General features: G+C 43.2%; 10 protein-coding genes. 7 read left to right on the forward strand and 3 right to left on the reverse strand.

Translation table 11 applies throughout. The annotated features are described in order from the left end of the window. The first annotated feature begins 50 nt into the window (after positions 1-50). The 6 genes from P8629_RS00300 (at position 51) to P8629_RS00325 (ending at position 9,735) form a co-directional block, all read left to right on the forward strand. Entirely contained in the window at positions 51-536 is a 486-nt protein-coding gene (locus tag P8629_RS00300; protein ID WP_278163382.1) for a DsrE family protein, read from the forward strand. Between the two features lie 198 nt (positions 537-734). Continuing rightward, positions 735-1,313 carry a TRAP transporter small permease subunit gene (locus tag P8629_RS00305; RefSeq protein ID WP_278163384.1) on the forward strand — a complete coding sequence of 193 codons (579 nt, stop codon included), beginning with the start codon at positions 735-737 and terminating at the stop codon, positions 1,311-1,313. After that, a complete protein-coding gene (locus tag P8629_RS00310) occupies positions 1,313-2,686 on the forward strand; it encodes a TRAP transporter large permease (RefSeq protein WP_278163386.1) in 1,374 nt (457 codons plus the stop codon). Before P8629_RS00305 ends, P8629_RS00310 begins: the two co-directional genes overlap by 1 nt. A 127-nt stretch (positions 2,687-2,813) precedes the next feature. After that, positions 2,814-4,931, forward strand: coding sequence for a putative bifunctional diguanylate cyclase/phosphodiesterase (locus tag P8629_RS00315; protein ID WP_278163388.1), 2,118 nt, complete (start codon positions 2,814-2,816; stop codon positions 4,929-4,931). Between the two features lie 259 nt (positions 4,932-5,190). Further along, positions 5,191-6,915, forward strand: a complete 1,725-nt coding sequence (locus P8629_RS00320; RefSeq protein ID WP_278163390.1) for a DEAD/DEAH box helicase — start codon at positions 5,191-5,193, stop codon at positions 6,913-6,915. A gap of 225 nt (positions 6,916-7,140) precedes the next feature. Next, entirely contained in the window at positions 7,141-9,735 is a 2,595-nt protein-coding gene (locus P8629_RS00325) for a methyl-accepting chemotaxis protein (protein ID WP_278163392.1), read from the forward strand. A gap of 87 nt (positions 9,736-9,822) precedes the next feature. On the opposite strand, the gene P8629_RS00330 is transcribed toward P8629_RS00325, so the two are convergent. The 3 genes from P8629_RS00330 to P8629_RS00340 form a co-directional block, all read right to left on the reverse strand. Beyond that, entirely contained in the window at positions 9,823-9,978 is a 156-nt protein-coding gene (locus P8629_RS00330) for a hypothetical protein (RefSeq protein WP_278163394.1), read from the reverse strand. Next, positions 9,962-10,783: a signal peptide peptidase SppA gene (gene sppA / locus P8629_RS00335; RefSeq protein ID WP_278163396.1), complete on the reverse strand. Its 822-nt coding sequence runs from the start codon at positions 10,781-10,783 to the stop codon at positions 9,962-9,964. Before sppA ends, P8629_RS00330 begins: the two co-directional genes overlap by 17 nt. Positions 10,784-10,975: 192 nt before the next feature. Then, positions 10,976-12,076, reverse strand: a complete 1,101-nt coding sequence (locus tag P8629_RS00340; protein ID WP_278163398.1) for a TRAP transporter substrate-binding protein — start codon at positions 12,074-12,076, stop codon at positions 10,976-10,978. Positions 12,077-12,250: 174 nt separating this feature from the next. Between P8629_RS00340 and P8629_RS00345 the strand changes: the two genes are divergently transcribed. Next, on the forward strand, positions 12,251-12,589 hold the full coding sequence (locus P8629_RS00345) for a HopJ type III effector protein (protein WP_135796624.1): 339 nt from the start codon (positions 12,251-12,253) through the stop codon (positions 12,587-12,589). Positions 12,590-12,623 lie beyond the last annotated feature (34 nt).

The following is a 12,623-nucleotide window of genomic DNA, read 5'->3' on the forward strand; positions in this document are numbered from 1 at the left end:
GTCTACGCTAACAATTGAAATGTAATTGATTTTTATAAAAGGATTTTGCCATGCGTTTTTTTAAAATACTCCCATTACTCTTTACCAGTCTTTTCCTGCTAAACAGCATAACGGCTCAAGCCGCTGATGACGGTGCCAAAGTGGTTTATCACGTTGATTTTAAAGACCCAACGCGTTACTCCGCCACATTAACGTCTATCAACAACATTATTAATTTCTACGATTCCCAATTAATGGAAGCGGAAATCCATTTAGTTTTTGTTGGCTATGGCTTACGTTTCACGACAGACGATGCGCTCAAGGGCACGCCTTATGCAGCAGACAAAGCGCTATTGGATCGTCGCGATGAACTGAAAGGCCGTTTGGATGCTTTAATCAATGTTCGCGGGGTGAAAGTTCACCTTTGTGACAAAACCCGGAAGGAAGTTGGGCTAGACAAAGCCAAAGTGTATAAAGGCATTGAATTAACCGCTTCAGGGGTGGCTAAGATCGCGATGCTGCAGAGTGAAGGATTTGCTTACCTGAAAATTCAATAACGGCAATAAGGTGGCAAAAAGTCGTCTTCGTTTATTTTCATTAAAAAATGACCAGGCCTGGTCATTTTTTTTGTTTTTTCAAGCGAAATGAAGCCCTTATTTGCGAATTTTACGTCAATTAAGGTAAAATATTCGCCATTAAAAAAACAATACTGGTGCTGCAAAAACACGATTCCCAGCATCTAAAATGAGACCCGAATGACAAACATCACGCCCGCCCTTGTTCAATTTGTAACCAAACAAAACCAATTTCAAAAATCACTCGGGCACCTTACTGCATGGCTCGCTCTTTCGTTGGTCTTACTGTCCGCACTGATTGTGGTGTTACGATACGGCTTTAATTTTGGCTCCATCGCACTTCAAGAGACCATTCTGTACAACCATGCGATCTTTTTTATGATGGGAATGGCGTATACCTTGCAACAAGACCGTCACGTACGAGTCGATGTGTTTTACAGTCAAATGTCGGCTTCACGCCAGGCCTGGGTAAATTTAATTGGAGGGGTGTTATTCGCTCTCCCAACGCTTGTGTTTCTATTATGGGTTAGTTGGGTCTATGTCAGTGGCAGCTGGGCCATACAAGAAGGGTCTTCTGAAGCCGGTGGACTCCCGTATCTTTATCTGTTGAAAACTTTCATCCTAATCATGGGCACACTGATGCTTTTACAAGTCACTGCCATGGTTGCGGAATCTTATTTACAGATAACCGCACCGGAAAATGCAGGCGTCAAACAATTGCTCGCGCAAAAACAATCAGAAAGCAAGGAGATGTTTTAATGGAATTCCTTGCTTTAATTTTGTTCGGATTGGTCTTTATCGCCTTAATGATCGGGTTTCCTGTCGCGTTAACCCTCTCCGGTGTTTCATTGTTATTCGCTTTGGTAGCAGTCCAATTCGGCTGGTTTGATATGGCTTTTTTACAAAGCATTCCAAACCGAGTCTATTCCATCATGAGCAACCCAACCTTAACCGCGGTGCCATTGTTTGTCTTTATGGGCATCATGCTGGAACAGTCGAAATTGGCAGAGCAACTACTCAGCACCATGGATGAAGTCATGCGCGGGTTTAAAGGCGGGTTAGGGTTATCCGTTATTCTGGTCGGCGCATTACTGGCAGCCAGCACCGGTATCGTCGGTGCGACCGTCGTCACAATGGGATTATTGGCGTTGCCAACCATGTTGAAACAAGGGTATTGCCCTAAGCTTGCAACGGGCACCATCTGTGCCTCAGGTACATTAGGGCAAATCATCCCGCCGTCCATTATTTTGATTTTACTTGGAGATGTATTGTCTTCGTCTTATCAGCAAGCCCAACTCAATCAAGGCATTTTTTCGCCAGAAACTCTATCGGTCGGGGATTTATTTATCGGCGCCCTTTTCCCGGGCATGTTACTGGTCGTGCTTTATATGTTATACGTCTTTGCCATGGCCATCTTGAAACCCGAAACCGTTCCGGCAGACACCATGGTGAAACATCCTCCTGGCTTAGGAAAACGCGTCATCAACAGCTTACTACCTCCTCTGGCTTTAATTCTATTGGTTCTAGGATCGATTTTAGGCGGATATGCGACGCCGACCGAAGCTGCCTCATTAGGGGCATTAGGCGCTATGCTACTCGCAGCCATAAAAAAACGCTTGAACCTCAACATGATTCAAACCGTCATGCGCGGCACGCTCCAAGTCACCAGCATGATCTTTTTGATTTTTATCGGTGCAGCCTTTTTCTCGCTGACATTCAGAGGGTTTGGTGGTGACGAACTCATGCAAGAGTTCTTAACGGACTTACCAGGGGGTGTCTTTACAGCAGTACTCATTGTTATGGTATTGATGTTTATCATCGGGTTCTTTTTGGACTTCATTGAAATCACTTACATTATTGTGCCGGTCGTTGCCCCCATCTTACTTATGATGGGTGTAGACCCTATCTGGCTGGGGATTATGATTGCGATTAATTTACAAACGGCCTTCCTAACGCCGCCATTTGGCTTCGCATTATTTTACTTACGGGGCGTCACTCCGCCGTCGGTTAAAACCACCGACATCTACAAAGGGGTACTGCCCTACATTCTAATTCAGCTTTTTGTATTGGTTATGCTCGCTATTTGGCCTGAACTGGCCACTTGGCTCCCTAGCGTCATCTATGATAATTAAATCGGATGACGTGCCGGTTTTCATCAAAACTCAGTTAAAAATAGATTTGCTTAAAAAAGTCTTTAAGCACTCTAAAAATGCGCTATGATTAAGTTAATTATGGATGTTTATATAAACTTAGACTCAAATGCATACTGAACTTGAAGAAAAGCATTTAAAAGCTCTAAAAACCTCACACACTCAAACCCTCGAAATCATTAACCGTTTCGATGAAGGGGTCGCTCTCTTCACCGCCGATGCCAGCCCAATTTTATTCAACCAGCCGTTTAAAGATTACTATCCCGCACTGGAATTAGAATCTCCACAAAAATTTTATCAAGAGATTGTTTTATACAAGCAAAAACATCGCGGAGAAACCTTTGATTTAAAAAACTGGTTAACCATCCTACACCAAAATAAAGAAGCGCCACACCGCCAGGTCTGGTTGAAAACCACACAAAAAGACGCTGCTGTTCCCGTTCGATTACAAGCTTACTGGATTGATCTACATACAACGCCACATATTTTACTAATCGTGACAGATCAAAGCCTTTCCAAACAAATCACTGCACAAAACAGACTGATGGAAGCAAGTTATGCCGGCCAATTCGTCACCAACTCTCAGGGATATATCACCCAACCGAATCATGCTTTTTGCGCTTATACTGGGCTTTCCCATCAAGAACTGACTGATCTGACGTATTTGGATTGGTTAAAGCAACAAGTCAGCTTTAAAGTCCCTTTTGAAAAGGTGGTTTCAGCGTTATTAAAAGAACAGTTTTGGACCGGTGAAGTGCAAATTCACACGCCAGGAGAAAGTACTTTTTACGCCGTATTAAGTCTTTCCATGATTTTAGATACATCAAAAAACGTTGAACATTTCATTGGTGTTTTGCAGGACACCACCGACATTCGCGCTGCGCAGGCTGAAATCCAACAATTGGCTTATTTTGACAAGCTGACTGGCTTGGCCAACCAAACCTTGTTGCATGATCGAATTGAAAAAACGTTACAAGATAAAACGTCTGTCACACCTTATCGAGCTCTCTATCTGGTTAATTTAGATGGCTTTAAGATTATTAACGACACTTTTGGCCATCAAACAGGCGATCAACTTCTCACTCAAGTAGCACAAAAGTTAAAACAGCAACTCCCCGAAGAATCAATGCTTGCCCGCTTGAGCGGCGGAAGTTTTGCTGTTCTCTACACGAGTAAGACCCAAGATCTGCAATTCGCCAAAGAAGACATTAACCGATATGGTGAACAGCTCTTAGAAGCCATTGATGATCGCTACAAACTGGAAAAACACTCTATACACAGTGCCGCCAGCATCGGAGTTTGCACGTTTGCGCTGAACCAACCTGTTTCTTTAGACAGTGACCAGCTGACCCGTTATGCCAATATGGCCATGCATGAAGCTAAAAAACTAGGTGGCAATCAGGCGTATTTATTTGAAGACACCTTGATCCAAAAAGCAAAACGCCGCCTTGAATTGATTGAAGCATTAAATCATTCCGAACTGGACGATGAATTCCAAATCTATTTTCAGGCACAAGTCGATAAAGATAAAAAAATTGTCTCTGCGGAAACGCTTTTACGTTGGGTGCATCCAAAGCTTGGGGCGGTGTCTCCAAGCAAGTTTATCCCAGTGGCGGAAGAAGGGCGTCAGATCATTAAAATTGGCCTTTGGGTACTGCATAAAGCGTTTTTACAAGCGAAAGCCTGGAATACAATACATCGTAATATTCGCATCGCCATTAATGTCAGCCCGGTTCAGTTTCATGAACAAAGTTTCATTGAGATGATTATCGGCCTGATTAAGTTCACTCAAGTCGAACCAAAAACCATTACCCTGGAATTGACGGAAGGCGTCTTAATCAAGAATGCCAAGCTGGCGCTGCAAAAGATTCAACACTTGGTTAGCTTAGGATTTGAAATTTCGATAGATGACTTCGGCACAGGTTATTCTTCATTGAGTTACCTGCAAAGACTTCCTATTCACGAACTTAAAATAGATAAAACATTCATCAACCAAGTACCTGGAAATATCGATGATGAAGCCATTGTGAATTCCATCATTCAATTAGCGTCCAGCAAGCAACTTAAAATTGTTGCTGAAGGCGTTGAAACCCAAGAACAAGCACAATACCTGATCAATCGTAATCCAGAAATGGTCTTACAAGGCTATCTCTTCAGCCAACCGCTTCCCGCCGTTGAATTTGAGCAAGAACTGATTAAATCTGACGCACGTCACAAAACCGCTTAATATTTGACCAGGCCTGGTCTTTTTGACGTCATTTGTAAACAAAAACAGATATTTATTTCAATTTACTGTAGAATGCCTCTTTTCTAAATGCCTGCCTGTACTGTTATTCATTATTTATGAGTATTTTGTTTTTTTTAACAAAACACTCTTTTTGGGGATTAAAAGCCAGCATAACGCTGAGCAACAGGGTGGCATTTGCTTATTAGACTTTGTTTGTGAAGAAACACAAAGTCGCCACTCATGTTAAAAAGGACTCCTCATGAATACAGAGATCAAATTTTCAGATCTAGGGCTTTCTGCGCCCATTTTAAAAACCCTTGAAGAAATAGGGTATGAAACCCCTTCTCCTATCCAGGAACAAGCTATTCCGGTTTTGCTAAAAGGCGGTGACATCTTAGGGATGGCGCAAACCGGTACAGGTAAAACGGCTGCATTTGCATTACCTATTCTTTCCAATATCAACCTTAAGCAAAAAGATCCACAAGTCTTAGTACTTGCGCCTACTCGAGAACTTGCCATTCAGGTCGCTGAAGCGTTCCAAACCTTCTCTCGCGGAATCAAAGGCCTACATGTTCTACCTATTTACGGTGGTTCTGAATATGGCACACAGATCCGTGCTTTAAAGCGCGGCGTGCATGTCGTCGTTGGTACGCCTGGTCGTGTTATGGATCATATTAAAAAAGGCACGTTAAAGCTGGATAGCTTAACGTCGATGGTTTTGGATGAAGCAGACGAAATGCTTCGCATGGGCTTTATCGATGATGTTGAATGGATTTTGAAACATACGCCAGACTCGCGTCAAATCGCCCTATTTTCTGCAACGATGCCGAAAGAAGTGCACCGTATCGCCAACACTTACTTACAATCTCCAACCGAAGTTATCATCAAGCAAAAAGCCGCAACCGCTTCGTTGATTGATCAGAAATACTGGTTGGTCAGTGGATTGCATAAACTAGATGCCTTAACACGTATCTTAGAAGCTGAAACGTTCGACGGCATTATTATTTTTGTACGTACAAAAACGGCTACCGTTGAGTTAGCGGAAAAACTAGAAGCCCGTGGTTACGCTGCCGCAGCCTTAAATGGGGATGTGGCACAGAATCAACGTGAGCGTACCGTCGATCAACTGAAAAAAGGCAAGTTAGACATCTTGATTGCCACGGATGTTGTGGCACGTGGATTGGATGTTGAACGAATCAGTCACGTCATCAACTATGACATTCCTTATGATAACGAATCTTACGTTCACCGTATCGGTCGTACCGGTCGTGCAGGCCGAAGTGGAACTGCCATTTTATTCGTTGCACCAAGAGAGCGTCGTTTATTACGCTCAATTGAAGCGTCCACCAAGAAAAAAATCACCCAAATGGAATTGCCAACCGCACAAGAAATCAACGATAGCCGTATTACGCGCTTTAAAGATAAAATCGTTGATGCGGCGCAAGGTAAAGATCTCGATTTCTATCAAAAAATGGTCGAATCTATCGAATCTGACAACAATATTCCAGCCATTGAAATTGCTGCTGGCTTAGCCAAGTTGTTTCAAGGGGATGTGCCTTTCTTCTTAGACGAAAAGCCAATTAAACATAAAGAGTTTAAAGAGCGTGATGGTGGCCGTGAAAGAAATCCACGTCGCGCCAAAGGCGAAAGAAGTGAACGTGGCGATCGTGGCAACCGTAGTCGTCGTCAAACACCGCCTAATGAGGGCATGGCTCGCTTTAGAGTGGAAGTCGGTCGTCAACATGGTGTCAAACCTGGCAACATCATTGGCTGTATTGCCAATGAAGCAGGTTTAGATGGTGAGTTTATCCAAAAGCTAACCATTGAAGACAGCTACAGCATGGTGGATTTACCAACTGATATGCCTAAAAAACTCTTCAATGAACTGAAAGGTGCATGGGTTTGTGGTCAACAGCTTAAAATCAACCCGGTTAATGACGTGTCGCAAAGTGCGAAGCGCCGTTTAAAGCCTCGCAAAAAATAAATAAAATTGAGTGCAATCAAGCGCTCAATTTTATAAGTTCTGTTAAATAAAAAAGCCAACTTTGTTTGGCTTTTTTTCATTTCAATTCTATCTTTCCTAGCACCTCTACTAATGAGTTTCTATAAACCGCTTGAATAGCATGGTATATTTCATTATCATCTAATATGTCATAAAACCCCATAAAATAAAAAACATTACTTTACAAAGCCCCCTGAGGAATCATTCATGTTTAAAACCATTCGCGCTAAGTTGTTAGGCAGCTTCATACTCGTCGCCATTCTCGTTATTTTTATGTCCATTTTCAGTGTCAGCAAAATCTTTGATTCTGCAGATGGTTTTAAAGATTATCGGGGCATGGCACGAGATTCTGTCCTTGCGGGTGAAGTCCAAAGCAACATGCTGATGGTTCGAATGAACGTCAAAGACTATTTGGTGAATCCCGTTGAGAAAGAAGTAAATGAATTTAACGGCTACTTTGATAAAACCGCTGAACTGATCCAAGCGGCTCAAAAAGAAATTAAAAACCCTGAGCGCGCCAAACTGGTCGATCAACTGGAAGAAGGCTTAACCACCTATCACGCTAAATTCGAATCGGTTCAAAACCTGATGAGTCAGCGTAACGACATTGTTTTTAACAACCTCAACAAAAATGGCAAAATAATGGAACACCTGCTGACCAGTGTTCAACGAAGTGCTTACCAGGACCAAGATTTTGAAGCGGCTTTCAAAGCATCCGAGTCACTTCGTACCCTATTGTTAGCGCGTATTTATGCCATTAAATTCATAGAATCGAATCAAGCATCCGATATGGATCGCACCTTAAGCGAATTCGACCATCTGAATGAACAGGTAATCGAATTGGAAGCTTCCATCCAGAACCCAACGCGAATTGAACAACTCGGACAAGCAAAACAGTTAATCACCGAATACCAATCCGGTGTAAATGAGTTGAATCAAGCTATTAGCAATCGTAATCAGATTGTCGAGAATGATTTAAATGTCATCGGTCCTAAAATTGCCAACTGGGCAGAAGATGTCAAACTCTCTATCAAAAAAGATCAAGACCGTATTGGACCTGAAGTTAAGGCGTTGAATGACAGCATTATCAGTGCGATGATTATTATTTCAATCATCATTACCGCGCTTTCAACCATTATTGCTATCTTTATTCCTCGTTCCATTGCGCGTGGTATTTCCGGCATTCAAAACACCCTTTCCAAGGTCAGTGACACGGGAGACTTCTCAATTCGTGCCGATGAAAAACGTCAAGATGAAATCGGTGAGATGGGACGCTCTGTCAACTTCTTACTCAGCAATATGCAAGAAGCCATTATTGAAGCGAATAAAGTGGTCGTAGCCCTTTCAAAAGGTCAGTTTGATCAGCGTGTGACTGCGGATCTTAATGGTGACTTAAATACCTTGAAAGAAGGGATTAACGACTCGGCCGATTCAATTGATGAAACCATGAAAGAACTCGGTCGAGTCATGGAATCGATGAACAACGGTGACTTTAACATTACCGTCAATGCGGATGTGGAAGGTGACTTCCTCAGAATGGTCAACAATGTCAGCGCCACCATGAAAGCACTTAACAGCTCCATTTCTGACATCATCAATGTCATGGATGCGATGCAACAAGGTCAATTCAACAAACGAGTGGAAGCCGAAGCCAAAGGGGATCTACTGACCTTAAAAGAAGGCATCAACACATCAATGACGGCATTAGACAGCGCGATTGAAGATGTTACGCGTGTGGTCGTTGCACAGTCTGAAGGAGACTTAACGCAAAACATCACCGCAGATTACTATGGTGAGTTGAAGACATTGAAAAATGCCATCAATTCCTCTGCTGCCAAACTGACTGATGTTGTTACGAAAGCGATCAATGCCACCAATATTGTTAACAGTGGTGCCACCGAAGTCGCGCAAGGGTCAATGGATTTAAGCCAGCGTGTTCAAGAACAAGCTGCTGCACTGGAAGAAACCTCTTCTACGATGGAAGAGATGAACTCTGCCGTTCAGAACAATGCCGAACATGCCAAGCAAGCAACCGATGTTGCGCATGATGTTCAGCAGAAATCCACTGAAGGCTCAAGCGTCATGCAACAAACCATTGAAGCCATGAATGCAATTCAAGAATCAAGTCATAAAATCTCTGAAATCGTCACCTTGATCGATGGCATTGCTTTCCAAACCAACTTATTGGCGTTGAACGCCGCGGTTGAAGCAGCTCGTGCCGGTGATCATGGTCGCGGCTTTGCAGTGGTTGCCGGGGAAGTACGTGCCTTGGCGCAGAAGTCAGCCGATGCAGCAAAAGACATTACCAACCTGATCAATGAAAGCGTGACACGTATTGATCAAGGCACCAAACTGGCATCTGAATCCGGTGAAGTATTATCGACCATCAATCAATCGATTGATAACGTCGCACAAATGATTGAACACATCGCTCAAGCCTCTGTTCAACAAACAGAAGGTATTGAACAGGCCCACAAAGCGATCAGCCAGATAGATGAAGTGACGCAACAAAATGCGGCCTTGGTGGAAGAAACCTCTGCTGCTGCAGAAAGCATGAGTGAACAAGCGGGCATTCTAGAAAAAGACATGGCTTTCTTTAAAACCGGCAATGTTGCTCAAATCTCACACACAAAGCCTGCCCAACAGTCACAAACTTCACCTGCAGCGCTACCATCACCTAAACAAGAAAAACCAAACGAGAAACAAAAAGAAGCGGCGCCGGCTCAGAAACAAGAACCGATAAAAAGCCCTAACAACCCTGCTCCTCAACCAATTAAAGAAGAAGAATGGAGCGAGTTTTAAACCCGTCGATAACCAACGAAAAGGCCAACAAATGTTGGCCTTTTTTATTTTGAGCTTTGAGTTATTTAATCAACTACACGTAATACTTCACTCTAAATAAAGATAGTAAGACCCAGGTTTTAAATCCATCACCGGGCTCAATAATTTTGTTTTAACCAAACTCATATTAGGTGATTCGTTGGGGTTTTCCATACTCGGGCTATACATATTGGCATTCACATTCGGTTCAAAACGGTAAGTCACAACGCTTTGCCCCTCCCAATTCACAAGCCTTGGACCTTGCATCGGATAAATACCCAACTGAATCTGCCAGGCCTGCTTTTACCGCGTCTTTTCCTAAATAAACTCGAGCCGTTTTAACCGATTGCATCTGCGCATCACTCAAGCCACGGTGGGTTTGAACAATGTCATAAAAACGCGTTGCCATTGCATCAATAATGGCTTGAAGATATGCATCATCTTCTGTTGTCATACGGCGAAAAGGGGACCCGGTATCCTTATTGGAACCGGTTTTATAGGTATTGACTTCAACGCCGATTTTTTCGGACAGGCCTACTACATTCGGCACAACGGTGATCACACCTACCGACCCAGTCAGAGTCGTTGGATGTACCTGAATGGTGTCAGCCGCCATCGAAATATAATAAGCTCCCGAGGCGCCGAGATCCATCATCTGCACAAAAACTTTCTTACCTGTTCTCTGTTTAAATGCAAGCAATTCATGATACAAAATATCACTGGTCGTCACCCCGCCGCCTGGCGAGTTGATTCGTAATAAGATGGTTCGAATACTGGTATCTTTTTCTGCCTTACGCAATTGCATCGAAACCTTATCGAGTAACCCAGGGCTTTTCGATAGCAACCCATCTCCTTCTTCATTTGAAATCATCCCTTCCAGCGGAATCATAAGCACTTTCGCATCTGCATTCGGCGTTTCAATCAACGTTTGTTCTGTTAAAGGTTCATTATAGGAAGGCCCCAGTTTAATGGTGGCACAGCCCGACAAAACACTGGCGACACTGAATGCAATTAACGTTTTTTTAATCATCGGTTTCTCCTGTCCGAAAAGCCATAGGAATTTATAGAGATGACTAAATAGTACCATTTTTTAAATTTGGAAAAATTACGGATGTAATTCTATGAATTTTAAACACAAAAAAACCACCTACTAGGTGGTTATTTAGGAGGTTCTTTGTGATTTTCAGATCGTTTTCTATGGGTCTCCCCACCTTATCTCATATTACAAATTACGAGCTCTCATAAAAGCATACTCAGAGGCATTCGTCCATTTTGTCACTTGCTCTTTAAAGACCTTTTGTGAAGCCCAGACCTTGGACGATAAAGCATCTTTTGCTGCTTCCTCTTCCACCACTTCAGCCGAAAGGGTTTTCAATTCTTTCAACACCGAATCCGGGAAGTGACGTAATTGCACACCGTGTTTTTCGATCAACGTCTGCAACGCCTGCTGATTACGTGCCGTATATTCGGACAGCATCTCTAAATTAGCGACCTTCATCGCATTGCGAACAATGCTTTGCAAATCAGCCGGCAATTGGTTAAAGGCTTCTTCATTAATCATACATTCCATCGTCGTGCCTGGCTCATGCCAACCCGGTGTATAGTAATACTTCGCCGCTTTGTAGAATCCAAAAGCCAAATCGTTATAGGGCCCAACCCATTCTGTCGCATCCAGCGCCCCAGATTGCATGGCAGGGAAAAGCTCCCCACCAGGTAACGTCACAGGCACACCACCGGCTCTTTTCAAGACTTCTCCACCCAGCCCTGGAATGCGCATTTTCAGGCCTTTCAAATCCGCCACCGAATTGATTTCTTTATTAAACCAGCCGCCCATCTGCGTACCGGAATTTCCTGCAGGATTCGGAATCAAACCAAACGGTTTATAAGCTTCTTCCCAAAGCGCCATACCGCCGCCATTATAAAGCCATGCATTCATTTCATCCGGTGTTAGACCAAACGGAACCGAAGAGAAGAAAACCGAAGATGGAATTTTACCTTTCCAATAATAAGCGCCTGCATGTCCTAATTGCGCATTGCCACGTGACACGGCATCAAACACCTCAAAAGCCCCGACCAATTCACCTGCGCCATAGACTTTGACATGAATTCGTCCGCCCGACATTTCATTAATCAGTTCTGCCACGCGGTTAGCACCCGTTCCCAGGCCTGGGAAGTTTTTAGGCCAGGTGGTCACCATTTTCCATTCAACGGTTTCCATCGGTTGTGCGGTCTGCGCTTTCGGCTCATCTTTTTGGCCACAAGCAGTTAATGCAGTCGTTGCGGTGGCGCCGGCAATGGCGCCAATAAAATCACGTCTTTTCATGCTGTTTCCTTGCAATCAATTTAATTGCTGAATATTTTGCCATTTTTTCAATTGCTTATCTGGGTTAATTTTAAAAGGAATGGATTTTCAATAACGCGACTGCTTTGATATCAGTACAATAGGCCGATAAAATTCTGACGATCAGAGTCGCCCACGGAATAAAGGAAAAACAAAATGACTGTTGAAGAACTCATCAAACAACTCAATCGCCACCCTGTCAATTTTGAAGAGGTGATGGAAACCATTGATGCGCATTATGACTTTACACCAACCAAATTCATCAATAGTGAACAGGTCAATGAAGCCAATACCAATAATGGTTCCTGTAAGATTTTCGCTTTCGCTCAATTAAATGACTTAAGCGAACAAGCCACATTGAATGCGTTCGGAAACTTTTATACGGTGGATGTCATGCAAAACCCAACAGGTACCGATCATGCGAACATTCGTAACTTTGTTGATAATGGTTGGGAAGGCATTCGGTTTGAATCGGAAGCACTACAGCCTAAATAACTGAATCGTCGATGCGTCTTAACCAATTAAAGAA

This window comes from Hydrogenovibrio sp. 3SP14C1 (assembly GCF_029625905.1).
In the GTDB taxonomy this organism is placed as follows: domain Bacteria; phylum Pseudomonadota; class Gammaproteobacteria; order Thiomicrospirales; family Thiomicrospiraceae; genus Hydrogenovibrio.

What these genes read in the sequence shown, in the direction of transcription:
- P8629_RS00300 (WP_278163382.1), top strand. Translation starts at nt 51, where the DNA reads ATGCGTTTTTTTAAAATACTCCCATTACTCTTTACCAGTCTTTTCCTG.
- P8629_RS00305 (WP_278163384.1), top strand. Translation starts at nt 735, where the DNA reads ATGACAAACATCACGCCCGCCCTTGTTCAATTTGTAACCAAACAAAAC.
- P8629_RS00310 (WP_278163386.1), top strand. Translation starts at nt 1,313, where the DNA reads ATGGAATTCCTTGCTTTAATTTTGTTCGGATTGGTCTTTATCGCCTTA.
- P8629_RS00315 (WP_278163388.1), top strand. Translation starts at nt 2,814, where the DNA reads ATGCATACTGAACTTGAAGAAAAGCATTTAAAAGCTCTAAAAACCTCA.
- P8629_RS00320 (WP_278163390.1), top strand. Translation starts at nt 5,191, where the DNA reads ATGAATACAGAGATCAAATTTTCAGATCTAGGGCTTTCTGCGCCCATT.
- P8629_RS00325 (WP_278163392.1), top strand. Translation starts at nt 7,141, where the DNA reads ATGTTTAAAACCATTCGCGCTAAGTTGTTAGGCAGCTTCATACTCGTC.
- sppA (WP_278163396.1), bottom strand. Translation starts at nt 10,783, where the DNA reads ATGATTAAAAAAACGTTAATTGCATTCAGTGTCGCCAGTGTTTTGTCG.
- P8629_RS00340 (WP_278163398.1), bottom strand. Translation starts at nt 12,076, where the DNA reads ATGAAAAGACGTGATTTTATTGGCGCCATTGCCGGCGCCACCGCAACG.
- P8629_RS00345 (WP_135796624.1), top strand. Translation starts at nt 12,251, where the DNA reads ATGACTGTTGAAGAACTCATCAAACAACTCAATCGCCACCCTGTCAAT.